Genomic DNA, 24,349 nt, shown 5'->3' on the forward strand with positions numbered 1-24,349 from the left:
GTAGCCCGATGGTACCGCGAAGCAGAGTACACCAGCCGGACGAAGCGCAGCGCGCTGCGAAGAATAGGCCCGGCTTCGCAAGTCAGGAAGCCGGGCGTCATCACAAGCAGTGTACTGGCCTGCAACACGGTGACTGACCCGTTACGTCCGGGGCGTCAGCGGTATTTCGAGGGTGATGGTGGTGCCGTGGCCGGGGGCGGAATCGAAGTGGGCGCGGCCGCCGAGGTAGACCAGGCGGGTCTGCACGTTGCGCAGCCCGATGCCCGCGTCCTGGTCCAGCGCCTGCGCGTCGAAGCCCCGGCCGTTGTCGGCCACCACGATGGTGAGCTGCTGCTCGTCGCGCACCAGTTGCAGGGTCATGTGGGTGGCGCGGGCGTGCTTCACCACGTTCTGCACCAACTCCTGCACCATGCGAAACAGCATGCTCTCCACGGTAGGGTCGAGGCGCTCTTCCAGGCCGTGGGTTTCCACCTCCACCTGCAGGCCGTCGGCGGGCAGGCGGTTCAGGAACCCGCGCACGGCCTGGGGCAGCCCGCGCTTGATGAGGGCGTTGGGCAGCAGGTTGTGCGAGATGCTGCGCACCTCCCGGAACGACTCATCGACCACTTCCACCGCGTTGTCGATAAACGCCTGGTGGCCGTTGAGCTGGCCGTCCAGCTCGCGGTGCAGCTGCTGGTTGAGGGCGTGCAGGTTCAGCTTGGCGGCCGTCAGCAGCTGGCCCAGGCCGTCGTGCAGGTCGGAGCCGATGCGGCGCCGCTCGTTTTCCTCGGCTTTGAGCACGGCCGCGTGGCGCTGGCGCTCCAGCCGCTCCCGCTCCCGCGCAAACTCCACTTCGCGCTGCAGGCGGCGGCGGTTCAGCAGCAGGTACAGCAAGCCGCCAGCCAGTGCCGTGAGGCCCAGGGCGCCCAGCAGCAGGTTCTGGCGCCGGCTGGCGTCGGACTTGAGGCGTTGCTCGGTGCGTTCCTGCTGGCGCAGCTGCTCGCTGAAGGACAGGGCCTGCACCTGCGCCAGCTTGCGTTGGCTGAACAGACTGTCGCGGGTCACCACGGCGTTGGCCAGGTAGCGGTAGGCCGAGGCGGCGTCGCCGCGGGCGGCGTACACCTGGGCCAGGTAGTTGCTGGCCTCGAAGATGCCCTTGGGGTAGTAGCCGCGCTGCCCGGCCCGCAGCGCCTGCCGGGCGTAGGCCAGGGCGCGGTCGGGCTGGTGGGCGGCTTCGGCCAGGCGGGCCAGGCCCAGGTAGGCCCGGCACAGCGCGTACGACACGGGCATGCCCTCGGCGCGCTGAATACAGAGCTGGTAGTAACGGCGGGCGGCGGCTGAGTCGCCGCGCTGGGCTTCCATGCTGCCGAGCAGGGCCAGGTCGCCGATTTCGCTGTGCCAGTCGTGGAAGCGGCGGTCGAAGTCGTAGCCCCGGCGGGTGTAGCGCAGCGCCGAGTCGAGCTGGCCCAGGAACTGGTAGGCCTGCCCGATGTTGCCGAGCACCGGCGTCAGCAGCACGAAGTCCTGCTTTTGCTCGGCCAGCTTCTTGGCCCGCAGGTAGTAGCGCAGGGCCGCGTGGTAGTTGCCCTGCTCGGCGTAGGCGTAGCCGGTGGCGTTGTCGGCGTGGATGAGGCCGCCCACGAAGCCCGCGCGCTCAGCCACCTGCCGCGCCTGCAGCTGGGTGTGCACGGCGGTGGGGTAGTCGCCGGCGCGCAGGAAGGCCCAGCCCAGCATCAGCAGGCTGCGGCACTCGCCGCGCGGGAAGTTGAGCCGCCGGGCCAGGCGCAGGCTGCGCCGGCCGTAGCGGATGGCCTCCACGGGGTTGTCGTCGGTCCGGTCCCAGGCCAACTGAATCAGCAGCTCCACGCGGTTGGTGTCGGGGCGGCTCTGGGCCAGCAGGTGCAGCAGGCTGTCGGCGCGGGCGCTGGTGCTCTGGGCGTGCGCGGGGCTGCCGAAGCTCAACAGCAGGGGCAACACCGCCCCGCAGGCCAGTTTGCCAACCACGCTGCGGCGGCGAAAACCAACCTGTTGGAAGAGGGCACAGTGGGGAACCTGGCTCGACAACATTTGCGCAATTTACTGAAAATCGACGGGTTGGCTGGGAAAAATTCTAGCATTCAGCTGGAATAATACTAGAAGCAGCCCGGCCGCCGTCGAAACGGGTGCAAGCAAGTCAACAGGGCCGCAGCGGGCAAGCGGGTGGGGCTTATTCTTTCGCCGGGCCGCGCCGCGCCCAGGCCAGCGGCGCAATAGACGGAATGCGGGCGTTGGTCGAGAAAAGCCCTGGGGTGAGCGAAACGAATTTCGGCCGCCCGGCACCCGGCGCACCTTTGCTTTCGTCAAAGCGGCCAGGCTGGTCGCGGACCTGTATCGAAACCCTTTCTGAGCATGCAAACCAGCTGGTTACGCGGCGCCCTTGGCGCGGCCCTCGTCGGAGTTCTTCACCTCACGGCCATCGGCACGGCGCTGCCTGCCCGGGCCCAGGAGCCCGCCACCCGCCCGCAGGGCCGGCCGGCCGGCCGGGGGCCAGGAAAAGGCCAGGGCCACAACCCCGAGCAGCAGGCCGATGACCTGGCCAAAAAGCTCAAGCTCAACGCCAAGCAGAAGGGCGAAGTGGCGGCCATCTTCAAAAGCCAGCACGAGCAGATGCCGGCCCAGCGCGGCGAGGGCCCCGCCGCCGACCGGGAGAAAGGCATGGAGCAGATGCGCCGCCTCGATGCCGACACCGACGCCAAGCTGCAAGCCGTGCTCACGCCCGCGCAGTACCAGCAGTACCAGGCCCAGAAACCCCGGCACGGCGGCCCCCGGAACGGGAAGGGCGATAAGGACGGCAAAGCCGGCAAAGGCGGCCGGCCGCCCAAAGACGCTACCGGCGCCGCTACCAACTAACCCCGATACCCGTTCGGTTGGGGGCAGGTGAGGGAGAGTGAATGCTCCTGGCCGGACGGGATGATCGAGCGCGGCTTCGGTTTCTCAACAGCTTTTTTTGTCCACCGCGGACGCGAAGCCGCGTATTGCCTGTTACCCAGAACCGGCGGCGCTACGGGGCCGCCGGTTTTTGCTTGCTATGGCCCGATTCTTCACCCGGCAGCGCCTGCTGCACATTCTCGTTCACCTGGTGTTCTGGGTGTCGCTGCCGTTTTTGCCCTGGGCAATCCTACAGCAGCAGCCCCCGCACTTCAGCTTCTGGCGCACGGCTACGCCCATTGCGCGCATGGCCGTGCTCTTCTACCTGAACTACTGGCTGCTGATTCCGCAGCTGCTGGCCCGGCGCCGGGTGGGGCTTTACCTGCTCACCGTGCTGGTGCTGATGCTGGTGCTGCACATTCCGATGAGCCTGCACTGGCTGGGCATCGGCACCATGTCCCCGCCGCGGCCCGGCACCACCGTGGCCGACCGCCAGCAGTTTCAGGCCATCATCGTGCTGGTAACGGTGCTGGTGTGGATGGTGAGCAGCGGCCTGCGCATCACCAGCGAGTGGTTTGCCAACGAGCAGGTGCGCCGGCAGATGCACAGCGACAAGCTCACCGCCGAGCTGGCCTTTCTGAAGTCGCAGGTCAGCCCGCACTTTCTGTTCAACACCCTGAACAACATCTACTCCCTGGCCCAGCTCGGCTCCGCCGATACGCCCGAGGCCATCCTCAAGCTCTCGCAGCTGATGCGCTACATGCTCTACGAGGCCAACGACCCGCGCGTGCCGCTGGAGCAGGAAGTGGAGTATTTGCGCAACTACATGGATTTGCAGCGCCTGCGCCTGGCCGACGACGTGGAAATCGAGTTCAGCCAGGAGGGCCAGCTAGGCGGCAAGCTCATCGAGCCCATGCTGCTGATTCCCTTCGTCGAAAACGCCTTCAAGCACGGCGTGAGCTACCAGCACCCCTCGGCCATCAGCATCGCGCTGCGCGTGGTGGGCGACGAGCTGCTGTTCCGGGTGCAGAACCGCCGCTTCCCGGTGGCCACCCCGCTCACCGCCGCCCGCGACTCGGGCATCGGCGTGCAGAACGTGACCCAGCGCCTGCGGCTGCTTTACCCGCACCGCCACCACCTGGACATCGACCAGGGCGGCGACCAATACATCGTAACCCTAACCCTTGCCCTGCAGCATGCTTCGTTGCCTGTTAGTTGATGACGAGCCGCTGGCCCTGCGCCTACTGGCCGGCTACGTCGAGCGTATTCCGTTTCTGGAACTGGTGGGCACCTGCCGCAGCGCCATCGAGGCCATGCAGGTGCTCCAGCGCGAGCCGGTCGACGTGCTCTTCCTCGACGTGCAGATGCCCGACCTGACCGGCGTGGAGTTCGTGCGCACCCTGCGGCCCAACGCGGCCGTGGTCTTCACCACCGCCTACAAGCAGTACGCCGTCGAAGGCTTCGACCTCGACGCGGTGGACTACCTCATCAAGCCCATCCCGTTCGACCGGTTTCTGAAAGCCGCCACCAAGGTGCAGGAGCGCCTGCAGCCGGCCGCCGCGGCCGCTCCGCCGGCTCCGGCGCCGCCCGCCCCAGCCCCCGCCGCGCCGGCCGAGGAGTACATCTTCGTGAAGGCCGACTACCACACCCAGCGCGTGACGCTGCGCGACATCCGCTACCTGGAAGGACTGAAGGACTACGTCAAAATTCACACCGGCGCGGGCAAGCCGCTGCTGACGCTCAACTCCCTGCGGGCCTTCGAGGAGCGGCTGCCGGCCACCGAGTTCGTGCGCGTGCACCGCTCCTACATCGTGGCGCTGAGCTGGATTGACTCCATCCGCAAAAACCGCATTTACATGGGCGAGGTGGTCATTCCCATCGGCGACGCTTACGCCGACGCCTTCCACCAGCTCATCGAGCAGCGCAACATGCACTGAGTTAACCGTGCCACTACTTTCTGCCCGCCCTCCGTTCCGCCCGGAGCGGCGGGCGGCTTTGTTGGTGGGCAGCTTAGTCTTCGCCTTCAACGCTGATCTGGACCGTTTCCAGCCCGAGGTTGAGCCCCAGCATGAGGTTCAGGTAATCGGGGTCGTCGCCGCGCGTTTCGAGCAGCGTGTAGGGCTTGTTTTCCGTGGGAAATTCTACTTCCTCCACAGCCGTGATGCGCACCGTCAGAGCAAGGCCCGGGTTCAGCTGGATGTGGGCAAACATGCCGGGCTCGGCCGTGCCGTACAGCCGGCCGATCAGGAAAAACTGCTGCGTGCGACGAATGGCGAAGCTGTCGATGACTTCCAGGTAGGGTTGGGCAGGCGGAGTAGCGGGCATGGCTCCAAGCAGAATGAAGAGGGGAAACTAAGGCTTCGCCCGGTTTTCCGGGGCGTTGGTAGAAAGTATTTCGGGCCGCTGACCGTCTACTCTACTTTCGATGGTGCCTGCCGATGAGCGGGCCGCTTTACCTGCCACCGCTCCGGCCGCCGGGGCCCCAACGCCGCTCCATGAACGACACCCTGCACCTGACCGTGTACCAGCAGCTGCAAGCCATGCTGCCCCAGCTTTCCGCCGACGCCTCGCCCGCCCTGCACCTGCAGGACGACCTCGGCCTCGACTCGCTCGACGTGGTGGAGCTGGTCATTCGCCTGGAGCAGCGCTTCGAAGTGGAGCTGCCCGACGCCGAAATCGGCGGCTGGCGCACCCTCGGCGACGTGTACCACACCCTGGAGCGCCACGTAGTAAGCACCGCCGCCGCGTGGTGGAACCTCAGCCTGGGCTTCTTCGGCTAAGCACTCCGGAGCGGCCAACGACGGCCGGCAAGCTACGGCCGGGCCGTTCAGCGCAAGGCTCCGGCTTGCCGGCGCGGGGCCGCCGCCCGATATTGCCGGGCTGTTGCCGCCTTTTCTTCCGATGAACTTACGCGCCGCGCGCTGCCTCGTCTCCGACTGCGGGGGCGCCGGCCGGCCCGCCGATGCCCCAGACCCGCGCTGCAAACACCTCCTTCCACCGTCCGCCGTGGCAGTTTGGCTTTCCTGACTTACTGCGGCTCCTGGCCTGGCTGCTCCCGCTGCTACTCGCCGCCCCCGCTGAGGCGCAGGATTCCACCAAAACCACCCCGGCCGCCGCTGCTACCACCGCCACCGAGCAGGACGAAGCCCAGCGCGTGGAGCAGGCCTACATCGTGCTCGGCCGCATCAGCGGCGGGGCCCGCCGCGGCGCCGATACCGAGGACCTGACCGAGGATTTGCCCGACGTGGAGGCCAACCTCAAGACCATCCGGCAGAACCTGACCCAGTACAGCAGCGTCATCAACCTCAAGCAGGTGCGTATGTTTCAGGTGCTGCTCACCGAAATGCAGGCCGAGCTGGGCGCCTGGCGCACCGAGCTGAGCACCCAGGGCCAGCGGCTCAAGCGCATGCAAACCCAGCTCGATTCGCTGAACCGGCACGGCATCCCGGTGCAGGCCGATACCACCACGGCCCTGGGCCGCAGCACCGCCCGCCTGCACCGCAAGCAGCAGCGCGCCGCCCAGCTGCTGGCCCGCAACCAGCAGCGCGTCACGCAGCTCCAAACGCGCGTGTCCGACAGCTACATCCAGGCCCTGGAGCTGCAGGACGAGGTGCGCGAACAGTCGCGGCGCTTCAACCGCCGCACCCTGGCCCCCGAAAACCCCGCCCTCTGGCGCGCCACCACCGCCGACGAGGCCCAGCAGGCCCAGGCCGGCCAGCTCGTGCGCGAGTCGTACGCCAGCCAGCGGCGCCTGCTGCGCTACTACTTCGGCCAGAACTGGCCCTTCGCCGTCTGGATGGTGCTCATCGGAGCTACGTTCTTCACCTGGGTGTTTCGCAACTTCCGGGCTGTCGGCGCCGCCGCCGCGCCCGACGAGCGGCCTTTCCGCTACCTGCGCCCGGTGCCCGTGGCCGCTACGCTGGTGGTGGTGTTCAGCGTGGCCCCGTTCTTCGACCTGAACCCGCCCGCCGCCTACACCGACCTGCTGGAGCTGCTGCTGGTGGTGTCGCTCAGCGTACTGTTCGGCCGCTCGTGGCCCCGGCGGCAGTTTGGCTACTGGCTGGCCATTGTGGCGCTGTTTTTCGGGCTGACCTTCGTGTACGCGAGCAGCGCGCCGGGCCCCGGCCTGCGCTGGGTGATGCTGGGGCTGAACCTGGCGGCCGTGCTGGTGGGGCTGGGGTTGCTGCGCGAGTTGAAGCGCGGGCCGCGCCTGGCCGCCTTCGTGCCGCCGGTCCTCTGGCTGTTCGTGGCCCTGAACGTGCTGGCCGCGCTCTGCAACCTCACCGGGCGCCTGAGCCTGGCCAAGGTGTGCAGCAGCGCCGGCATCCTGGGCGTGACGCAGATTATTTCCCTCTCGGCCTTTGTGCGCCTGCTCACCGAGGCCTTCCGCCTGCAGATGCAGCGCAGCCGCCTAGCCGGCGGATTGGCCGTGCGCTTCCACTTTCAGAAGATCGAGCAGGGGCTGCGCACGGTGCTGTCGGTGCTGGTGTGCGGGCTGTGGCTGACGAACTTCCTCACCAACCTGAACGTGTTTCGGCCTATTTACCGCTTCCTCGACGAGCTGCTGACCCAGCCGCACCGCCTGGGCAGCATCACCTTCAGCTGGGCCAACTTCGGGCTGTTTTTCCTCATCATCTACCTCTCGGTGCTGCTGCAGCGCTACGTGGGCTACTTTTTCGGGGAGACGGACGAGGACTTCAACAACGACCCCCAGGACCGGCGCGGCTCCTGGCTGGTGGCCATCCGGCTGGTGCTGCTGGCCGTGGGCTTCCTGCTGGCCGTCATGGCCTCAGGCCTGCCGCTCGATAAGATTACCATCGTCGTCGGGGCCTTGGGCGTGGGCGTGGGCCTGGGCCTGCAGAACATCATCAACAACCTCGTCTCGGGCATCATCCTCATCTTCGAGCGGCCCTTCCAGGTGGGCGACTACATCGAGGTGACCGGCAAAACCGGCCGCGTGAAGGACATCGGCATCCGCGCCAGCAAGCTCATTTCGCAGTCGGGCTCCGAAATCATCGTGCCCAACGGCGACTTGCTCAGCGGCCACGTCATCAACTGGACGCTGAGCAACAACCACATCCGCACCGAGCTGAACCTGAAGCTGGCCCCCGGCACCGACTTGGAGCGGGCCAAGCAGCTCATCACCGACGAAATCCTGAGCAACGCCAGCACCCTGCACAAAGTGGCCCCCGAAATCCTGCTCAGCGGCGTCACCGGGCAGGTCTACGAGCTGAAGGTGCTGTTCTGGATCAACAACATCCGCCAAGAGCAGGCGCTGAAAAGCGAAATCCTGGCCGGTATCAACCGCCGCTTCAACCAGGAGGGCATCAAGCTGAATTAGCGCTTAGCTGCAATGAAAAAGAACGTCATGTCGAGCGAAGTCGAGACATCTCGCTTGCTGACGTTAAAGAGTAATTTCCTCGTTCAACGAGAAGGTTACTATCGGACTAAACACGCGAGATGTCTCGGCTTCGCTCGACATGACGTGCTGGTGCGTCGGTCAGTCGCTGCTATTACCCCGCCCAGCCTTCCCGGTCCAGGGAGCGGTACTGAATGGCTTCGGCCAGGTGCTCGATCCGGATTTCCGCGGTGCCGGCCAGGTCGGCAATGGTGCGGGCCACTTTCAGAATCCGGTCGTAGGCGCGGGCCGAGAGGCCGAGGCGCTCCATGGCCGTCTTGAGCAGGGTGCGCCCCGCCGGGTTGATCTGGCAGATGTCCTTGACCATCTGCGAGGGCATCATGGCGTTGGAGTGGATGTCGGGGAATTCATTGAACCGCTCGGCCTGCACCTGCCGGGCCCGCTCCACCCGCTCCTGAATGGTAGCGCTGTTCTCCGAGCGGCGCGTTTCAGTCATCTGGTCGAAAGTCACCGGCGTCACTTCCACGTGCAGGTCGATGCGGTCGAGCAGCGGGCCCGAGACTTTGTTGAGGTACTTCTGCACCACGCCCGGGCCGCACACGCACTCCTTGTCGGGATGGTTGTAGTAGCCGCAGGGGCAGGGGTTCATGCTGGCAATGAGCATGAAGTTGGCCGGGAAATCGATGCTGACCTTGGCCCGCGAAATGGTCACGCGGCGCTCCTCCAGCGGCTGGCGCATCACCTCCAATACCGTGCGCTTAAACTCGGGCAGCTCGTCGAGAAACAGCACCCCGTTGTGGGCCAGCGAGATTTCACCGGGCTGCGGGTTGCCGCCCCCGCCCACCAGCGCCACGTCCGAAATCGTGTGGTGCGGCGCCCGAAACGGTCGGGTATTCAGCAAGGAGGCATTGGCGCCCAGCTTGCCCGCCACCGAGTGAATCTTGGTGGCTTCCAGCGCCTCCAGCATGGTCAGGGCCGGCAGAATGCTCGGCAGGCGCTTGGCCAGCATGGTCTTGCCCGCGCCGGGCGGCCCGATCATGATGACGTTGTGGCCGCCGGCCGCGGCTATTTCCAGCGCCCGCTTGATGTTTTCCTGGCCCTGCACGTCGGCGAAGTCGGCGGCGTACTGGTTGGCCGTGTGCATAAACACGTCGCGGGTATCCACCGTCAGCGGTTCGATGGCGGTGCGGCCCTCCACGAAGTCGATGGCCTCCTGCATGGTGCCCACGGGAATTACGTCGAGGTTGTTGACGATGGCCGCTTCCTGGGCGTTCTGCCGGGGCAGAATAAAGCCCTTGAATCCTTCCTTGCGGGCCTGAATGGCAATGGGCAGCACGCCTTTGATGGGCCGCAGCTCCCCGTCCAGCGCCAGCTCGCCCATGATGATGTACTCGCCCAGCCGCTCGCTCACGATTTGCTGGGAGGCGTGCAGAATGCCCAGCGCGATGGGCAAATCGTAGGCCGAGCCCTGCTTGGGAATGTCGGCCGGGGCCATGTTCACCACCACCTTGGTGCGCGGCATGTTGTAGCCCCGCACCCGCATGGCGGCCTCAATGCGCTGCTGGCTTTCCTTGATGGCGCTGTCGGGCAGGCCAACCACGTAAAACAGCGTGCCCTGGGATACAACGACTTCGATGGTAATGGTACAGGCATTGACGCCCTGCACGGCCGAGCCGTAGGTTTTGGTAACCATAGAGATAATGTGCAAGAGAGGAAAGACGGCGAAGATAGGATAATGCAACGGCCCCACGACTTCCATTTCGAAAGTCGTGGGGCCGAAGGCGTTGTCACGCGCCGCTCTTGGCGCGGACCAAGTAAATCAAGCCGCCATCAGCTGCTCGATGAGCATAATCATGATGTGAATGGCCTTGATGTGGATTTCCTGAATCCGGTCGGCGTAGCCGTGGTGCGGGGCGCGGATTTCCACGTCGGCCAGGGCGGCCAGCTGCCCGCCGTCCTTGCCGGTGAGGGCAATGACCTGCATGCCGCCCTGCTTGGCGGCTTCGGCGGCGCGCAGGATGTTGGGCGAGTTGCCGCTGGTGCTGATGGCCAGCAGCACGTCATTGGGGCGGCCCAGGGCCTGCACGAAGCGGCTGAACACAAACTCGAAGCCGTAGTCATTGGCCACGCAGCTCATGTGCGAGGCTTCCGTCAGGGCAATGGCGGCCAGGGCGGGGCGGTCCTGGCGGTAGCGGCCGCTTAGCTCCTCGGCGAAGTGCTGCGCGTCGCACAGCGAGCCGCCGTTGCCGCAGGTCAGCACTTTGCCGCCTTGCTGCAGGCTGTCGGCCACGAGGCGCGCGGCCTGTTCGATGGACTGGATGTGCCGGGGTTCGGTCAGGAACCGGTCGAGCACGCTGCGGGCCTCGGTCAGCTCAGCCCGAATAAGATCGGAAAGGGTATGGTCTGCCACGCGGCAAAGTTACATCAGCGGGCGTTCCGGGGCCGACGCGTTGTGGTCGGTGGGGTGGTCGTCGCCGGAGTAGGGCGTCGCGGGCGGCGTCATGCTGCCGCGCGCAATGGCGCCGGGGGCCGGCTCGGGGCGGGGCACGGTGGTGGCCGCTACGGGGCGCACGTCCCGGTCGCGCTGCTCCAGCTGGTGGTCGTAGAGCTTGGCCTTCAGCTCGTTTACCTTTAGTTCGTGGCGGCTGATGTCACGGCGCATGGCTACGTTGTAGGCGTTTTCGGTGAGCAGCAGCAAGAGCAGCAGCGCCGCGCCGATGAGCGTCATCACGTACCAGAACGAGGCCGGGTCCTGGTTGCCAGTCAGGGCCATCATGGCGTCGCGGGCGCCGGCGGTGATGATAAACAGCAGCGCGAGCAGCAGGTACACCATCACGGCGACGGTGGCAATACGGCGGATAACTAGCATGGGGAGGGGGAGGAGTGAGGGTGTGGAAGCCGCCGCCAACGCGCGTCGGCGGCGAAATATACCCTTTTACGCATGCTGGGGTTCGGAGTGGGCAAGGCGCTTACGCCAGCGCCGGGTTATTCTGCATCCGGCTCAGGCGGGCATACAGCCCATCGGGGCGCAGCAGCAGCTCGTCGTGGGTGCCGCGCTCCACGATGCGGCCGTGCTGCAGCACCACGATTTCGTCGGCGTGCTGCACGGTGCTCAGGCGGTGGGCAATGACCAGGGAGGTGCGGTTGGCCATCAGGCGCGTCAGGGCTTCCTGCACCAGCTTTTCGCTTTCGGTGTCGAGGGCCGAGGTGGCTTCGTCGAGGATGAGGATGGGCGGGTTGCGCAGAATGGCGCGGGCAATGCTCAGGCGCTGCCGCTGCCCGCCCGAGAGCCGGGCGCCCCGGTCGCCAATCATGGTCTGATATCCGTCCGGGGAAGCCACGATGAATTCGTGGGCATTGGCAATTTTGGCCGCTTCGATGACCTCGGCCTCGGTGGCGTCCTGCTTGTTGAAGCGGATGTTGTTGAAGATGGTGTCGTTGAACAGAATGCTCTCCTGCGTGACGATGCCCATCTGCTCGCGCACCGAATGCACCGTACAGTCGCGCAGCTCGCGCCCGTCGATGCGGATGCTGCCCGTGGTGGGGTCGTAGAAGCGCGGGAGCAGGTCGGCCAGGGTGCTTTTGCCGCCGCCCGAGGGGCCCACCAGCGCCACCGTCTTGCCCTTGGCCACGGTCAGGTTGATGTCGCTGAGCACCTGCCGCCCGTCCTCGTCGCCGTAGCCGAAGCCCACGCCGCTGAACTCGATTTCGTGGCGGAAGGCCGGCAGCGTAGCCGCGCCGGGCTTGTCCTGAATGCTGGGCTCGGTGTCGATGATGCTCAGCACCCGCTCGCCGGCAACGAGGCCGCGCTGAATGTTGCTGAACGAGGACGACAGCGCCTTGGCCGGCACCAGGATCTGCGAAAAGAAGATGATGTAGGAAATGAATTCCGCCGCCGTCAGGCCCGAGTTGCCGCTCAGCACCAGCGTACCGCCGAAGTAGAGCAAACCGGCCACCACCATCACGCCCATAAACTCCGAGAAAGGCGAAGCCAGGTCCCGGGTGTTGTCGATGCGGCGCTGGGTTTTGGTGTACTGCTCGTTCTGCTCGTGAAACTTCTCCGTCACGTAGGCCTCGGCGTTGAAGGCCTTGATGACGCGCATCCCGCCCAGCGTTTCCTCGATAACCGAGAGCATGGTGCCCAGCGTCGACTGGCTGGTTTTGGCGTGCTGGCGCAGGCGCTTCGACACGCCCGCAATCAGCCCGCCCGAAATGGGCAGCAGAATCAGCGTAAACAAGGTCAGCTTCACCGACATGCTGAAGAGCACGATGAAGTAGCCCAGAATGGTCAGCGGCTCGCGCACCACCGACTGCAGGGTGTTGATAACCGAGGTTTCCACTTCCTGCACGTCGCTGGTGAAGCGCGACATGATGTCGCCCTTGCGCGTGCTGGAGAAGTAGCCCAGCGGCAGGCGGGTCACGTTCTGGTAGAGCGTCGCCCGCATGGTGCGAATCACCCGGGCCCGCACCCGCGCCACCAGGCGCAAGCTCAGGTAGCGGAACAGGTTGCTGAAAAACACCGACACCACGATGATGCCGCATACGAAGCCCAGCACCCCCAGGCGCCCCTCGGTGACGAGCACCCGCTGGAAGTAGAAGTTGAAGGTGCCCGTAACGAAGTCCAGGGTGGGAGCAAAGGCCGGCGCTGCCGCCGGCGCCGCTACCTGGTGCGTGGTATCGAACAGCACGTTCAGCAGCGGGATGATCAGGCCGAAGTTGGCCAGGCCGAAGAAAATGCCCAGCACCGTGTACAGGAAGTACAGCGGCACGAAGTCGGCGTAGGGCCGGGCAAAGCTGAGGATGCGCAGGTATGTCTTCATCGAAAGGGCAAAGGTAACCCCTGGTCGGGCTACGCTACTCGACGCCGCACCCCGGCGAATACCTTAACCGGACAGCGGCCGCACCGACCGTCATTGCGAGCGGAGCGAAGCAATCTTTCCTCTCGCGGCACAAACGGCCCAACTGGCACAACTCGCAAACAGCCCCGCCCGAAACCACAAACGCTGGTTTTGGGCGGGGCCACTTTCGGGCAGTAAGAATTGTATCGGCGGTGCTGCTAGAGGAAGGATTGGCTACGCCTTCCTGCGGTTGCTTCGCTCCGCTCGCAATGACGGCTAGCTAAGCCGTGGGCTAGAACTCGTGCACCCGCTGGGCCGCGTTCCAGCGCAGGGCCAGTGAGGGGTACACGCCCGTGGTGCGGGTGCCGTCGGCCAGGGCGCTGCGGGCCACCAGCTTGGCGTCGAGCCAGAGGTTGGGGCGCGCCATCCAGGTGGCGGTGAAGTCGGCGAAGAGCTGCTCCACGCGCCGGCCCTGGGCCACCGTGTTGCCGTAGTCGTTGGGGTGGGGCACGTAGGGCCGCAGCACGTTGCCGCCGTAGTTGAGCAAAGTGGAAATGCCGTTGGTATCCGTTACCAGCACATCCTGCCCGTACACCGAGTAGAAGCCCTTGCCCACCAGCGTCAGGCGTGGCAGCGGCTGGTAGCTGAGCTGCCCAAACAGCTCCCACAGATTGGCCCCAATGGGGTGGGCCAGCGGCTGCCCGTAGTGCTCGTAGGCGCGGTACAGGTCCAGGTGCTGGTAGGTGTAGGGGCGGATGAAGTTGTATTCCACCTGCAAGTCCAGGTTCGACAGCCCGAACACGTCGAGGTACTTGCCGCCCACCTGGAAGGCCTGCTTGTTGGCCCACCAGCCCCGGCCCGAGCGCACCTGGCTCACCACCAGCTCATCCAGCACCACCTGCCCGTAGAGCTGGGCCCGGCGCTTGATGTTCCACTTGAAGTCGGCCCCCAGGATGGCGTTGTCGTTCGAGCCCACGGCCTGCTCCACGCTGCGGTAGAAGATGATGGGGTTCAGGTACTGCAGCTCAAAGCGCCCCTTGCCGCGCCCAAACATGGTCGACTCGAACAGCCCCACGTTCAGCCCCGGCGTGATGTCGTAGCTCAAATGGTGCAGGGCCATGTACTTCTTCTGAAACACCGTGTCGATGTTGCCGCCCGTGCCCCGGTCGCGGGTGCGCTCGGTGGTCAGCTCCGCGAAAAGGTTCTGGTAGTTCAGCTTCCACACCCGCGTGTTCAGCTTCAGGAAGAAGTACGGCGCCGCGTAGTCCGAGAGAATCAGCGAGCGGTAGCCGTTGCCGATGACGTTCCGGTCGTGGCCCAGCTGCACGTTGATGTGGCGCGTGGCCGCGTAGGTGACGTAGCCCCGCGCCGTCAGAAAGTCAAACTGGTTCTGCTGGTTCTTGAACAGCTTCCAGTAGCCCTCGTGCGGCACCGCGTTGTCGCGCCGCACGCGCCCGGCCACGTACTCCGGCACCCGCATCTGCGTGTCGGTGAAGTAGGTATAGAAGCCCAGCCGCTTATCAATCGTGCCCTCAATCTGCGCCCCGCGGGTGTTGGTGTAGAGGAAGCCATCCGAGCCCGAGCCCACCTGCAGGTTCAGTACCGGGTTCACGCGCAACTGAAAGTCGGGCGTATTGACGCTGTAGAGGTCGGTGCTGGTGCGGTAGAAATGCTTCAGGATAGGCCGCCGGCTCTGGTTGATCGGCTGCAGGTTGGCCGGCAGCGTCTGCCAGTTGTCGCTCAGCAAGTATTCGGCGTTGAACGCGTCCACCCCCGAGAGGGTCGTGACGTTCACCCGATTCGGGCCCAGCACGATGTTGTCATCGGTCACCGGCGCTACCATTCCCGCGCGCAGCAGGCGCCGCCCCAGCCGCCCCACCGCCGCCCGGTTGTACGGCCGCGTCGAGGTGTGAATGTCGCCCACCGAGTCCGGCCCGTACTTGATGGCGTAGCGGTCAATCAGCCGGTACACGTCCTGGTCCAGCGGCACGTACACCGGCGCCTGCAGCGGCGCTTTCGCATCCGTCACGTCGATGCGGGCCGGAGCCGGCGCGGGCGGCACCGTGACGACGGGCGCCGGCACCGGGGCCGGAGTGGGCGCCGCCACCGGCAGCGTAGCGGGCTGAATGGTAGTCGTGCGGGTGGTATCCGTCACCTGCGCCAGCAGGGGCGAGGCGGCGCCGGTCAGCAGCAGGCCGAAGCCCAGCTGGGGAAAAAGTCGTTTCATAAAGCAGCACATGGGCCGCCTGCATACGCAAGCCGCCCCGGCGAAGCTACACTTCCCGCCCGAAACACCTCCGGCCCGCCCCGAAATGCCCCCGCCCCGGCCCGATCTGCTTGCAGTACATCTGATAGGTTGCGCATCGTGCCCGCCCAAATTCCCGCAGCTTCGAGAGGCGCTCAACTATTTTCGACACGCTTCCGACTGCCTTCGACACGCTTCCTGCCGCCTTCGACACGCTTCCTGCCGCCTTCGACAAGCTCCCAACTCCTTTCGATACGCTTCCGACCGCTTTCGACAAGCCCCCAACCGCTTTCGATACGCTTTCTACCGCTTTCGACAGCGCTGCTGCCGCTTCCGACCCATTTTCTACCGCTTCCGACAACGTTTTGACTGCTTTCGACCAACGTCTGGCCTGAGCGGGAAGCGTGGCTGCTGCTGCCGCCGCCCCGTCCGAAGCAGCCCAACCCGCCTGCGCCGCGTAGATTTGCCTACCCCGCACGTCTTGCCCTTTTCGCCCGCTGCCATGAGCACCGCCCAACCGACCATCGTACTGCTGCACGGTTTCGCCGAAAGCCGCGAAGTCTGGACCACCTTCACCCGCGACTTCCCCGACGACTACCGCCTCGTCACGCCCAACCTGCTCGGCTTCGGCACCAACGTGCACGACGTGCGCGACTTCTCCATGGAAGCCCAGGCCCGCTACCTGGCCGAGTACCTGCGCCAGCGCGGCGTCGAGCGGGCCGTGTTCGTGTGCCACAGCATGGGCGGCTACGTGGCCCTGGCCTTCGCCGAGCGCTACCCCAGCATGGTGGCCGGCCTCAGCCTCTTCCACAGCACCGCCCTGCCCGACACCGAGGAGCGCAAAGCCAACCGCGACAAAAACATCGACTTCATCCAGCGCCACGGCGTCGAGAAGTTCATGGACTCGTTCGTGCGCCCCCTCTTCGCCCCCGCCAACCGCGAAAAGCTGGTCGATGAGCGCTGCTTCCTCGAAGAAATCGGCAAAGCCACCCCCCCGGACAGCATCATCGGCGCCCTCAAGGCCATGAAGCAGCGCCCCGACCGCACCGAGGTGCTGCGCAAAGCCCGCTTTCCCGTGCAGTTCATCATCGGCAAAGACGACGTGGCCGTCACCGTCGAGAGCCTGCTGCCCCAGCTCACCCTGCCCGCCGAAAGCCACGTGCTCATCCTCGACGGCGTGGGCCACGTCGGCTACTTCGAGCAGCCCGAAGTAACGCGCCGCGCCGTCCTCGATTTCGCCGGCCGCGTGTTTGGCCGCGAGGAGTAAGCACTAGCCCTGCTTCAGCACCGACAATCCTAAGCGGCGAACAGCCCTGCCAGGCGGGCTTCGGCAACGCGGACTACCGATTAAGGACCTGGGAAAGTCGTTTCACAACGCCCTAAACGGAAACTGCCACGCAAACGGGGCGAGCGGAGCAACCGGCAAATTAGATAGAAATCTGATAATATAAATATTTATAATCTTTGAAATGCATTGCTATGTTTGCAGCGGAAGCGCATTGCTTTCAATAACATTTCAATTTTATTTTCAAAAACATTAAACCTTTACTGCTGGGCGCTTGCTTGCTTAGCGGCACTTTTTTCGTTGCCTGTCAGAAGGACAAAGCAGTCGTCCCGGCGCAGGTGCAATCGGCTACCAGCCGCGGCGCAAACCTAGAAGCTAACCCCAGCAGCATAGACGAGGCGCTGCTCAACGCTATGGCAGCGAATGCGGGCGTGCAGGAGTTTATCCTGGACACGTACGCTGTAGCCGTTGAATACGATCAGGCCCTAGCCGCCATGAGCCCAGACGCCCGTAACGCGTACTTTGCTACTTATGGTACGCATGGCAACCCCTATCTGGTGCGGACGCAGGCCCAAATGACAGCGCTCTTCGAAAGCCAGAATGAGCACCGGGCAAAGATGTTTGACGATTTTCCTGGCTACCTGCAAATGGAGGCGGACAAACAATCTGCGTTCGATGCCCAACTATTCGGAATGGTTACTGCCGGTTACAATGAAGAACATGGCCTAAAAGCTGCTGGAGGAACCTGCACCGAGGCTTACTGGAGATGCTTGAGCAAGTACTGCGACAGCAACATCGGCCCATGCGGCGATGCTTGCTGGGATAATTACATCTACTGCCTGAACTCGCGTTATTAGCGGAAATAGACGCTAGAACAACAGCGTTAAGCAAGCACAAAGAAACCGCTGTTCCACACCAGAGCAGCGGTTTTTATTTAGCAATATGTGCGGTAGCTTCAAGCCAACAATTGCCAAATGATGGGATGGTTTGGTGCCATTGCGCGCCTTTTACCGCTCGGCTGTTTATACGGCGCACCTGTCTTTAAGAAGGCCCCGAAAATCAACCCGCTTAATTTGAAGTGATACGCAACTACTCGCTACCCCAAGTTGCCAACAGATATAAGCCAGGCGCAAGGCTACTATCGGCCCGGTTTTTTTGCTGGTTCAGCCTGCTGCTTTTTCATGCCTGCTTCGCCGTGGCAGCTGCCCCGCCCCTTACCATCGTCAGCGGCCACATCGAGCATCCCAAGGACCGGGTAGTAATCCTGACCATCGGTGCGCACCCGGTCACGCAGCAGAGCCTGCGCAAGCTGCCCGCCTTGCTGAACGCGGCTCACGACTTCCGGATCGAAATTCCTGACCTGCCTTTCGGCCAGATGGCGGTGTTCAGCCACGGCGAAGAAACAACGCACCTGTTCCTGACGCCCGGCGACCAGTTGCAGCTGACCCTGGATACCGAACATTTCGATGAGTCGCTGCGCTTCGCCGGTACCGGCGCCAACGCCAATAACTACCTGGCGCAGTATTTTCTGCGCTTCGAGGACTTTGGCGACGCGCTGCCGCTTACGTCCCCGGCCGCCCGCACGCCCCGCGCCACCGAACCCGCCAAGCCCTGGCGCACCCCCGAGAACCAGCTGCACCGCGACGACTCGGTACGGCAGCTGCACGTAGCATTCCTGCGCACGTACGCCGCCGCGCATCCACTGCCGGTCGAGTTCCGGAGCTATGCCCGCGCCTACATCGAGCACGATATTGTGGGGTGGACGCTGATGTACCCCTACATGCGTCGGGTGATGGAACGCCAGCCCGATTTGCCCGCGCCCGCCGGCTTCTTCGATTCTCTGCGGCGGCTGCCCGCGCTGGATTCGGCCATGCGGCAGAACAGCCCGGCCTGGAACTACCTGGTACTGGTCTACGTGACTTCGGTATTGCACCGGAATATTCTGCCCTTCACGGCGCAGAGCCTGCCGGCCCAGCTCACAGCTCATTTCGGCAATAGTGCGACGCGGGATGTAGTGCTGGCCCGCTACTGCATGAAACTGCTGGAAGAGCAGGGCGCGGTGGAAGCGCGGCCGTTCGTGGAGTGCCTGCAGGGCCTGACGCGCGACACGCTGCTGCTCGGGCCGGTGCAGCGCCAGTACCAGCGGCAGCAGCGCTTCTACGGTACTCCCGCCCCCGACTTCACCATGCGCGACGCCACGGGCCAGGAAGTGCGCCTGAGCGACTTCCGGGGCAAAGTAGTGTACCTGGATTTCTGGGCCAGCTGGTGCGGCCCCTGCCTGATGGAAATGCCCGCCAGCGCCACCCTGCGCAAAAAGTACGAAGGCCGGGACGTGGTGTTCCTCTACGTATCGGTGGATGCCAAGGAGCAGGCCTGGCAAAGTGCCCTGACCAAGCCCGTACTGCACGGGGCCAACGCTCGCCACGGCTGGGTACCGGGCTTCGAAGCGGCGGCAGCGAAGGCCTACGCCGTCAATGCCATTCCGGCCTACTTTATTATCGGCCGCGACGGACGGCTGCTGCCGGGCAAAGCGCCTAAACCCAGCGCCGGTCAGGCCACCATCGATGAGCTGGACGCGGCCCTGAGCCAGTAAACGGCGCCGGGGCAAAGTCCAGGGGGCCAGGTGACGCGTCACCTGGCCCCCTGGACTTTGATACAATCAACTGATTACTTCAGCAGCCCCTGCGCCAGCAGGTACTCGGCAATCTGCACCGCGTTGGTGGCGGCTCCCTTGCGCAGGTTGTCGGCCACCACCCACATGTTGAGCGTGTTCGGCTGCGACTCGTCGCGGCGCAGGCGGCCCACCAGCACGGCGTCCTTGCCGTGGGCGTCCTTGGGCATGGGGTAGCGGTTATTGGCCGGGTCATCAACGACTTCCACGCCGGGCGTTTCAGCCAGCAGGCGGCGCACTTCGGCCAGATCGAAGTCGCGGGCAAACTCCACGTTCAGGGCTTCGGAGTGGCCGCCCAGCACCGGGATGCGCACCGTAGTGGCCGTCACGCGGATGCTCTCGTCGCCCATGATTTTCTTGGTCTCCTTCACCATCTTCATTTCCTCCTTGGTGTAGCCGTTGTCCTCGAACACGTCGATGTGGGGCAGCACGTTCAGGTCGATGCGGTGGGGGTAGGCAGGGTTGGTCGGCTCCTCGCCGGCGCGCTCCTGCATCAGCTGGTCGACGGCCTTTTTGCCGGTGCCCGTCACGCTCTGGTAGGTGCTGACGACCACGCGCTCCACCTTGTAGGCCTCGTGCAGGCGGCTCAGGGCCACCACCATCTGAATGGTGGAGCAGTTGGGGTTGGCAATGATTTTATCCTCCGCGGTGAGCACCCGGGCGTTGACCTCGGGCACCACCAGCTTCTTGGTGGGGTCCATGCGCCAGGCCGAGGAGTTGTCGATGACCACGGTGCCCACGGCGGCGAAGCGCGGGGCCTGCTCCTTGCTCACCGAGCCGCCGGCTGAGAAAATGGCCACGGCCGGACGGGCCGCAATGGCGTCGTCCATGCTCACGACGGGGTATTGCTTGCCCTTGAACTCGATGAGCTGGCCCACCGATTTCTCGGAGGCGACGGGCAGCAGCTCCGTAACGGGGAAGTTGCGCTCTTCGAGCACTTTCAGCATCTGGCCCCCCACGAGGCCGGTGGCACCAACGACGGCTACTTTCATCTTCAGGATCAGCGAAAAACCACCTCAGCCGAGGCGGCCCGCAAAAATCGGGAAAAACGCGCGGAATTACAGCCAATGGCTTAGCTTGCGTACCGGTGCGACGTGGCCCGGCCCCAGCCGCCGGCCTCAGCACCAGCCTTTTCTGCTCCTGCCCGCTGCCTATGCTGCTACGATTACTCCGCGCCCTGAGCCTGCTGCTGCTAACCGCCGCGCCCGCCGCCGCTCAGCTCAACGAAACGTTTACCGACGGCGACTTCACCGCCAACCCCGCCTGGACCGGCGACGCTACGTCCTTTCAGGTGACTGCCCAGCAGCTGCAAAGCAACGGTCCCGCCGTGACGCCCTCGCAGATTCAGCTGGTGACGCCGGGGCAGGCCGTGACGGGTACCACCTGGGAGTTCTGGGCCAACCTGCGCCTGGCTACCTCCGGCGGCAACCTCGCCGACGTGTGGCTCATCTCGGAGCAGGCCGACCTGAAGGCCACCGGCAACCGCGGCTACTTCGTGCGCCTCGGCGGCACGCCCGACGAGGTGGCCCTGTTTCGTAAGGACGCCACCGGCTCGGGCACCTACGTCATCAACGGCGCCGACGCCACGCTGGCCTCGACTACCAACAACGTGGTGCGGGTGCGCGTGACGCGCAGCGCGGCCGGCCTGTGGAACCTGGAGCGCGACCTGACCGGCGGCAACACCTTCACCAGCGAAGGCACCGCCACCGACAACACCTACCTGCGCAGCCAGTACCTGGGCGTGCTGCTGACGTATTCGTCGACCAACAACCGCGCTTTTTTCTTCGACGACTTCCGCGTGTCGGACCAGACGGAACCCGGCCTGATCAGCGCTACGCCCCAGGCCGGCACCCTGCTCGACGTGCTCTTCAACGAGCCCGTGGCGGCCAATACGCCCGCTTCGGCCTTCCGCCTGGGCAGCGGGGCCGTGCCCACCGGCGCCGTGCGCGACGCCACCGACCCCGGCCTGGTGCACCTGACCTTCGCCAATACCTTCCCGCTGGGCACCAGCACCGTGGAAGTGCGCAACGTGGTGGACCTCTACGGCAACGTGGCCAGTGGTCCGCTTACGGCCTCGTTCGTCTACAACGGCACGCCCATTCCGCCCGGGCCGAACCAGCTGCTCATCACCGAAATCCTGGCCGACGAAACCCCGCAGATCGGGCTGCCGGCCTCGGAGTTCATCGAAATCCACAACCCCTCGACCACCAACCCGCTGGATTTGGGCGGTGTGCGCCTGACCAAGGCCGGCAATACGGCCCTGGCCGTATTCACCACCGGGGCCATCCTGCTGCCGGGCGAATACGCGGTAGTGTGCGCCAGCACCCGCGTCACGCAGTTTGCCAGCTACGGCAAGGTGTTCGGGCTGAGTAACTTCCCTGCGCTGAGCAACGCCGGTGACCAGCTGCTGCTGCGCGCCCGCGACGGGCGGCAGATTTTCGAGGTGAACTACGCCGATACTTGGTACCGCGACAACAGCAAAAAGGATGGCGGCTGGACGCTGGAAATGATTGACACCAGCAACCCCTGCGGCGGCGCCGACAACTGGCTGGCCAGCACCGACCCGAGCGGGGGCACGCCCGGCCGCGCCAACGCCGTGCGCGCCGCCAACCCCGACCGTATCGCGCCGGCTTTGGTACGAGCCGTGGCGGCCTCGCCCACGCTGCTGCGCCTCACCTTCGCCGAAAAGCTCGACAGCGCCCTCACCGCCAATCCGGCCCTCTACAGCCTAGCCGGCGGCCCGGCCGTGCAGCGCGTGACGCCCGTGGCCTACGACTTCCGGGCCGTGGAGCTGACCCTGGCCGCGCCGCTCACCGCCAATCAGCCCTACACGCTCACCGTCGCGCGCGCCACCGACTGCGTGGGCAACGCCTCGGGCGCCCTCAGCTCGGCTACGCTGGTGCTGCCTTCGCCAGCAGCAGTCAACGACATCGTTATCAACGAGGTGCTGTTCAACCCGCGCACCGACGGGGCCGACTTCGTGGAGCTGCTCAACCGTTCCAATAAGTACATCGACCTGCAGGGCTGGCAGCTCGGCCGCGTCCGCCCCGACAGCATTGCCGAAAACCGCACCATCATCAGCGAGCCGTACGTATTGGCGCCCGGGCAGCTGGCGGTGCTCACCTCGCGCCCCGACGTGGTGCAGGCCCAGTACGCCAGCAGTAGCGAGCCGGCCGCCTTCCTGCCCGCCCTCACCCTGCCCTCGTACCCCGACGACGCGGGCATCGTGACCCTGCTGAACGCCCAGAACACGCGCATCGACCGGTTCGACTACTCCCAGTATATGCACCTGGCCCTGCTCGACACCCGCGACGGGGTGTCACTGGAGCGCCTGCGGCCCGATGGCCCGAGCCGGGGCTCGAACTTCCACTCGGCCGCGGGCAGCGTAGGTTACGCCACGCCTGGCCGCCGCAACTCGCAGTTCCTGGCCGAGTCGGCCAGCAGCCAGCAGTTCACCATGGAGCCCGAGGTATTCACCCCCGACGACGACGGGCAGCAGGACTTCACCACCCTCAGCTACCGACTCGACGCGGCCGGCTACGCCGCCAGCGTGACGGTGTACGACGCGCTGGGCCGCCTCACCCGCCGCCTCGTGCGCAACGAAACGCTGCCGACCACCGGCTTCATCCAGTGGGACGGCCTCACCGACAGCCGCCATAAGGCCGCCGTCGGTTATTACGTGCTGCACATCGAGCTGTACAAGCCCGGCGGTGGCGCGAAAAAGGAGTACAAGAAGACGGTGGTGGTCGGAGCGAGGCTGTAGAAACGGGGAAATAGAACGTCATCCTGAGGCGCAGCCGAAGGACCTTCCTCGAACCTTGCGCCGCCGCTAACAACAACGAGCAAACGTTTTTTAATGACTGCACCAACTGAAAGCGCAGCCACCGAGCCCTTACGATTGGGCGTTGGTGGCTGCGCTTCTCAGTTGGTGCAGGGTTTGAGGAAGGTCCTTCGGCTGCGCCTCAGGATGACGTTCTGATAACTGCGCTACCGCCTGATAGTTACACTGCCGCTTGCTGCCGTAGCGTGCTCATCAGCAGCTCGTAGGAGCGGAGCCGGGCGGCGTGCTCGTAGACGTGCGAAACGACTAGCAGCTCGTTGACCTGGGTGGCCTGCACGAATTGCTCCACCTGCTTGCCCACCTTGGCCGCGCTGCCGATAAAGGAGTAAGTCATCATCATGCGCACCGATTCCTCTTCCATTTCGCTCCACAGGCCCTGCATGCTCGCCACGGGCGGCTGCATCGGCCGCGAGGTGCCCCGCACGATGTTGGTGGCCAGCTGGTAGAACGAGGTGGCCAGCCGCTCGGCATCCTCGTTCGAGTCGGCGGCAATGACGTTGACGCAGGCGGCGGCGTAGGGCTCCGAGAGGTATTGCGAGGGGCGGAAATTCTCGCGGTAGAGGTGCAGGGCGGCCTGAAGCTGACTGGGCGCGAAGTGGCTGGCAAAGGCGAAGGGCAGCCCCAGGTAAGCCGCCAGTTGGGCGCTGTAGGTGCTGGAACCCAGCAGCCAGACGGGCACGTCGAGCCCCTCGCCGGGAATGGCGCGCACCTTGGAGCCGCGGTTTTCGGCCGAGAGGTAGGTCAGCAGCTCCTGCACGTTCTGCGGAAAGTCGTTGACGGAGCCCTGCAGGTCGCGGCGCAGGGCCTGGGCGGTGAGCGGGTCGGTGCCGGGGGCGCGGCCCAGGCCCAGGTCGATGCGGCCGGGGTAGAGGGTGGCCAGCGTGCCGAACTGCTCGGCCACGATGAGCGGGGCGTGGTTGGGCAGCATGATGCCGCCCGAACCCACCCGGATGGTGGAGGTGCCGCCGGCAATGTGGCCGATGAGCACCGCCGTGGCCGAGCTGGCAATGCTGGCCATGTTGTGGTGCTCGGCCAGCCAGTAGCGTTTGTAGCCCCACTGCTCGGCGTGCCGGGCCAGGTCGAGGCTGTTGTGGAAGGTATCGGCGGGCGTGTGGCCCTCCAGAATGGGCGCCAGGTCCAGCAGGGACAGGGGCAGCTCGGGTATGTTCGTGGGCATCGAAGTCGGAGAGTAGCTGCGAGAACAGCCGGCGGGAGCGGGTTGTT

Annotated in this window: 18 protein-coding genes; 9 read left to right on the forward strand and 9 right to left on the reverse strand. The window is 65.2% G+C overall.

Going from position 1 to position 24,349, the window contains the following annotated elements; translation table 11 throughout:
• Window positions 1-141 precede the first annotated feature (141 nt).
• Window positions 142-1,983, reverse strand: a complete 1,842-nt coding sequence (locus FDY95_RS07340) for a tetratricopeptide repeat-containing sensor histidine kinase (RefSeq protein WP_171025570.1) — start codon at window positions 1,981-1,983, stop codon at window positions 142-144.
• Between the two features lie 384 nt (window positions 1,984-2,367).
• Here FDY95_RS07340 and FDY95_RS07345 point away from each other — a divergent pair, with 384 nt between their 5' ends.
• The 3 genes from FDY95_RS07345 to FDY95_RS07355 all read left to right on the forward strand — a co-directional run bounded on the left by FDY95_RS07345 (window position 2,368) and on the right by FDY95_RS07355 (window position 4,823).
• Window positions 2,368-2,868, forward strand: a complete 501-nt coding sequence (locus FDY95_RS07345; RefSeq protein ID WP_138076165.1) for a hypothetical protein — start codon at window positions 2,368-2,370, stop codon at window positions 2,866-2,868.
• Window positions 2,869-3,046: 178 nt separating this feature from the next.
• Window positions 3,047-4,105 (forward strand): sensor histidine kinase, encoded by a 1,059-nt coding sequence (locus tag FDY95_RS07350; protein WP_138076167.1) that lies wholly within the window; start codon window positions 3,047-3,049, stop codon window positions 4,103-4,105.
• Window positions 4,083-4,823 (forward strand): LytR/AlgR family response regulator transcription factor, encoded by a 741-nt coding sequence (locus FDY95_RS07355; protein ID WP_138076169.1) that lies wholly within the window; start codon window positions 4,083-4,085, stop codon window positions 4,821-4,823. The genes FDY95_RS07350 and FDY95_RS07355 overlap by 23 nt, the downstream gene beginning before the upstream one ends.
• A gap of 73 nt (window positions 4,824-4,896) precedes the next feature.
• Here FDY95_RS07355 and FDY95_RS07360 read toward each other — a convergent pair whose 3' ends face one another.
• The gene (locus FDY95_RS07360) at window positions 4,897-5,211 is read right to left on the reverse strand and encodes a hypothetical protein (protein WP_138076171.1); all 315 of its coding nucleotides are present in this window, start codon (window positions 5,209-5,211) and stop codon (window positions 4,897-4,899) included.
• A 170-nt stretch (window positions 5,212-5,381) separates the two neighbouring features.
• Here FDY95_RS07360 and FDY95_RS07365 point away from each other — a divergent pair, with 170 nt between their 5' ends.
• Window positions 5,382-5,666: an acyl carrier protein gene (locus tag FDY95_RS07365; protein ID WP_171025571.1), complete on the forward strand. Its 285-nt coding sequence runs from the start codon at window positions 5,382-5,384 to the stop codon at window positions 5,664-5,666.
• 182 nt (window positions 5,667-5,848) lie between these two features.
• Window positions 5,849-8,227 carry a mechanosensitive ion channel family protein gene (locus tag FDY95_RS07370; protein WP_138076173.1) on the forward strand — a complete coding sequence of 793 codons (2,379 nt, stop codon included), beginning with the start codon at window positions 5,849-5,851 and terminating at the stop codon, window positions 8,225-8,227.
• Between the two features lie 172 nt (window positions 8,228-8,399).
• On the opposite strand, the gene FDY95_RS07375 is transcribed toward FDY95_RS07370, so the two are convergent.
• The 5 genes from FDY95_RS07375 to FDY95_RS07395 form a co-directional block, all read right to left on the reverse strand.
• A complete protein-coding gene (locus FDY95_RS07375) occupies window positions 8,400-9,938 on the reverse strand; it encodes a YifB family Mg chelatase-like AAA ATPase (protein WP_138076175.1) in 1,539 nt (512 codons plus the stop codon).
• Window positions 9,939-10,064: 126 nt separating this feature from the next.
• On the reverse strand, window positions 10,065-10,655 hold the full coding sequence (gene lpcA / locus FDY95_RS07380; RefSeq protein ID WP_138076176.1) for a D-sedoheptulose 7-phosphate isomerase: 591 nt from the start codon (window positions 10,653-10,655) through the stop codon (window positions 10,065-10,067).
• A 9-nt stretch (window positions 10,656-10,664) separates the two neighbouring features.
• Window positions 10,665-11,114, reverse strand: a complete 450-nt coding sequence (locus FDY95_RS07385) for a hypothetical protein (protein WP_138076178.1) — start codon at window positions 11,112-11,114, stop codon at window positions 10,665-10,667.
• Between the two features lie 100 nt (window positions 11,115-11,214).
• Entirely contained in the window at window positions 11,215-13,065 is a 1,851-nt protein-coding gene (locus FDY95_RS07390; protein WP_138076179.1) for an ABC transporter ATP-binding protein, read from the reverse strand.
• Between the two features lie 310 nt (window positions 13,066-13,375).
• Window positions 13,376-15,310, reverse strand: a complete 1,935-nt coding sequence (locus FDY95_RS07395; protein WP_138076181.1) for a capsule assembly Wzi family protein — start codon at window positions 15,308-15,310, stop codon at window positions 13,376-13,378.
• A 520-nt stretch (window positions 15,311-15,830) separates the two neighbouring features.
• On the opposite strand from FDY95_RS07395, the gene FDY95_RS07400 reads away from it, so the two are divergent.
• The 3 genes from FDY95_RS07400 (at window position 15,831) to FDY95_RS27065 (ending at window position 19,206) form a co-directional block, all read left to right on the forward strand.
• Window positions 15,831-16,595 (forward strand): alpha/beta fold hydrolase, encoded by a 765-nt coding sequence (locus FDY95_RS07400; RefSeq protein WP_138076183.1) that lies wholly within the window; start codon window positions 15,831-15,833, stop codon window positions 16,593-16,595.
• Window positions 16,596-16,891: 296 nt separating this feature from the next.
• On the forward strand, window positions 16,892-17,470 hold the full coding sequence (locus FDY95_RS07405) for a hypothetical protein (protein WP_138076185.1): 579 nt from the start codon (window positions 16,892-16,894) through the stop codon (window positions 17,468-17,470).
• A 338-nt stretch (window positions 17,471-17,808) separates the two neighbouring features.
• The gene (locus FDY95_RS27065; protein WP_138076187.1) at window positions 17,809-19,206 is read left to right on the forward strand and encodes a TlpA family protein disulfide reductase; all 1,398 of its coding nucleotides are present in this window, start codon (window positions 17,809-17,811) and stop codon (window positions 19,204-19,206) included.
• A 74-nt stretch (window positions 19,207-19,280) separates the two neighbouring features.
• Here FDY95_RS27065 and FDY95_RS07415 read toward each other — a convergent pair whose 3' ends face one another.
• Entirely contained in the window at window positions 19,281-20,276 is a 996-nt protein-coding gene (locus tag FDY95_RS07415) for an aspartate-semialdehyde dehydrogenase (RefSeq protein WP_138076189.1), read from the reverse strand.
• A 161-nt stretch (window positions 20,277-20,437) separates the two neighbouring features.
• Between FDY95_RS07415 and FDY95_RS07420 the strand changes: the two genes are divergently transcribed.
• Complete coding sequence (locus FDY95_RS07420) at window positions 20,438-23,047, forward strand: lamin tail domain-containing protein (RefSeq protein ID WP_138076191.1); 2,610 nt, start codon at window positions 20,438-20,440, stop codon at window positions 23,045-23,047.
• A 238-nt stretch (window positions 23,048-23,285) separates the two neighbouring features.
• Here FDY95_RS07420 and FDY95_RS07425 read toward each other — a convergent pair whose 3' ends face one another.
• Window positions 23,286-24,302 carry an LLM class flavin-dependent oxidoreductase gene (locus FDY95_RS07425; RefSeq protein ID WP_138076193.1) on the reverse strand — a complete coding sequence of 339 codons (1,017 nt, stop codon included), beginning with the start codon at window positions 24,300-24,302 and terminating at the stop codon, window positions 23,286-23,288.
• Window positions 24,303-24,349 lie beyond the last annotated feature (47 nt).

Origin of the sequence: Hymenobacter jeollabukensis, assembly GCF_005771675.1 — a bacterium.
GTDB classification, from domain to species: Bacteria; Bacteroidota; Bacteroidia; order Cytophagales; family Hymenobacteraceae; genus Solirubrum; species Solirubrum jeollabukense.

What these genes read in the sequence shown, in the direction of transcription:
- FDY95_RS07420 (WP_138076191.1), top strand. Translation starts at nt 20,438, where the DNA reads ATGCTGCTACGATTACTCCGCGCCCTGAGCCTGCTGCTGCTAACCGCC.
- FDY95_RS07375 (WP_138076175.1), bottom strand. Translation starts at nt 9,938, where the DNA reads ATGGTTACCAAAACCTACGGCTCGGCCGTGCAGGGCGTCAATGCCTGT.
- FDY95_RS07400 (WP_138076183.1), top strand. Translation starts at nt 15,831, where the DNA reads ATGAGCACCGCCCAACCGACCATCGTACTGCTGCACGGTTTCGCCGAA.
- FDY95_RS07425 (WP_138076193.1), bottom strand. Translation starts at nt 24,302, where the DNA reads ATGCCCACGAACATACCCGAGCTGCCCCTGTCCCTGCTGGACCTGGCG.
- FDY95_RS07345 (WP_138076165.1), top strand. Translation starts at nt 2,368, where the DNA reads ATGCAAACCAGCTGGTTACGCGGCGCCCTTGGCGCGGCCCTCGTCGGA.
- FDY95_RS07390 (WP_138076179.1), bottom strand. Translation starts at nt 13,065, where the DNA reads ATGAAGACATACCTGCGCATCCTCAGCTTTGCCCGGCCCTACGCCGAC.
- FDY95_RS07350 (WP_138076167.1), top strand. Translation starts at nt 3,047, where the DNA reads ATGGCCCGATTCTTCACCCGGCAGCGCCTGCTGCACATTCTCGTTCAC.
- FDY95_RS07365 (WP_171025571.1), top strand. Translation starts at nt 5,382, where the DNA reads ATGAACGACACCCTGCACCTGACCGTGTACCAGCAGCTGCAAGCCATG.
- FDY95_RS07355 (WP_138076169.1), top strand. Translation starts at nt 4,083, where the DNA reads ATGCTTCGTTGCCTGTTAGTTGATGACGAGCCGCTGGCCCTGCGCCTA.
- FDY95_RS07360 (WP_138076171.1), bottom strand. Translation starts at nt 5,211, where the DNA reads ATGCCCGCTACTCCGCCTGCCCAACCCTACCTGGAAGTCATCGACAGC.
- FDY95_RS07385 (WP_138076178.1), bottom strand. Translation starts at nt 11,114, where the DNA reads ATGCTAGTTATCCGCCGTATTGCCACCGTCGCCGTGATGGTGTACCTG.
- FDY95_RS07395 (WP_138076181.1), bottom strand. Translation starts at nt 15,310, where the DNA reads ATGAAACGACTTTTTCCCCAGCTGGGCTTCGGCCTGCTGCTGACCGGC.
- FDY95_RS07370 (WP_138076173.1), top strand. Translation starts at nt 5,849, where the DNA reads ATGCCCCAGACCCGCGCTGCAAACACCTCCTTCCACCGTCCGCCGTGG.
- FDY95_RS07415 (WP_138076189.1), bottom strand. Translation starts at nt 20,276, where the DNA reads ATGAAAGTAGCCGTCGTTGGTGCCACCGGCCTCGTGGGGGGCCAGATG.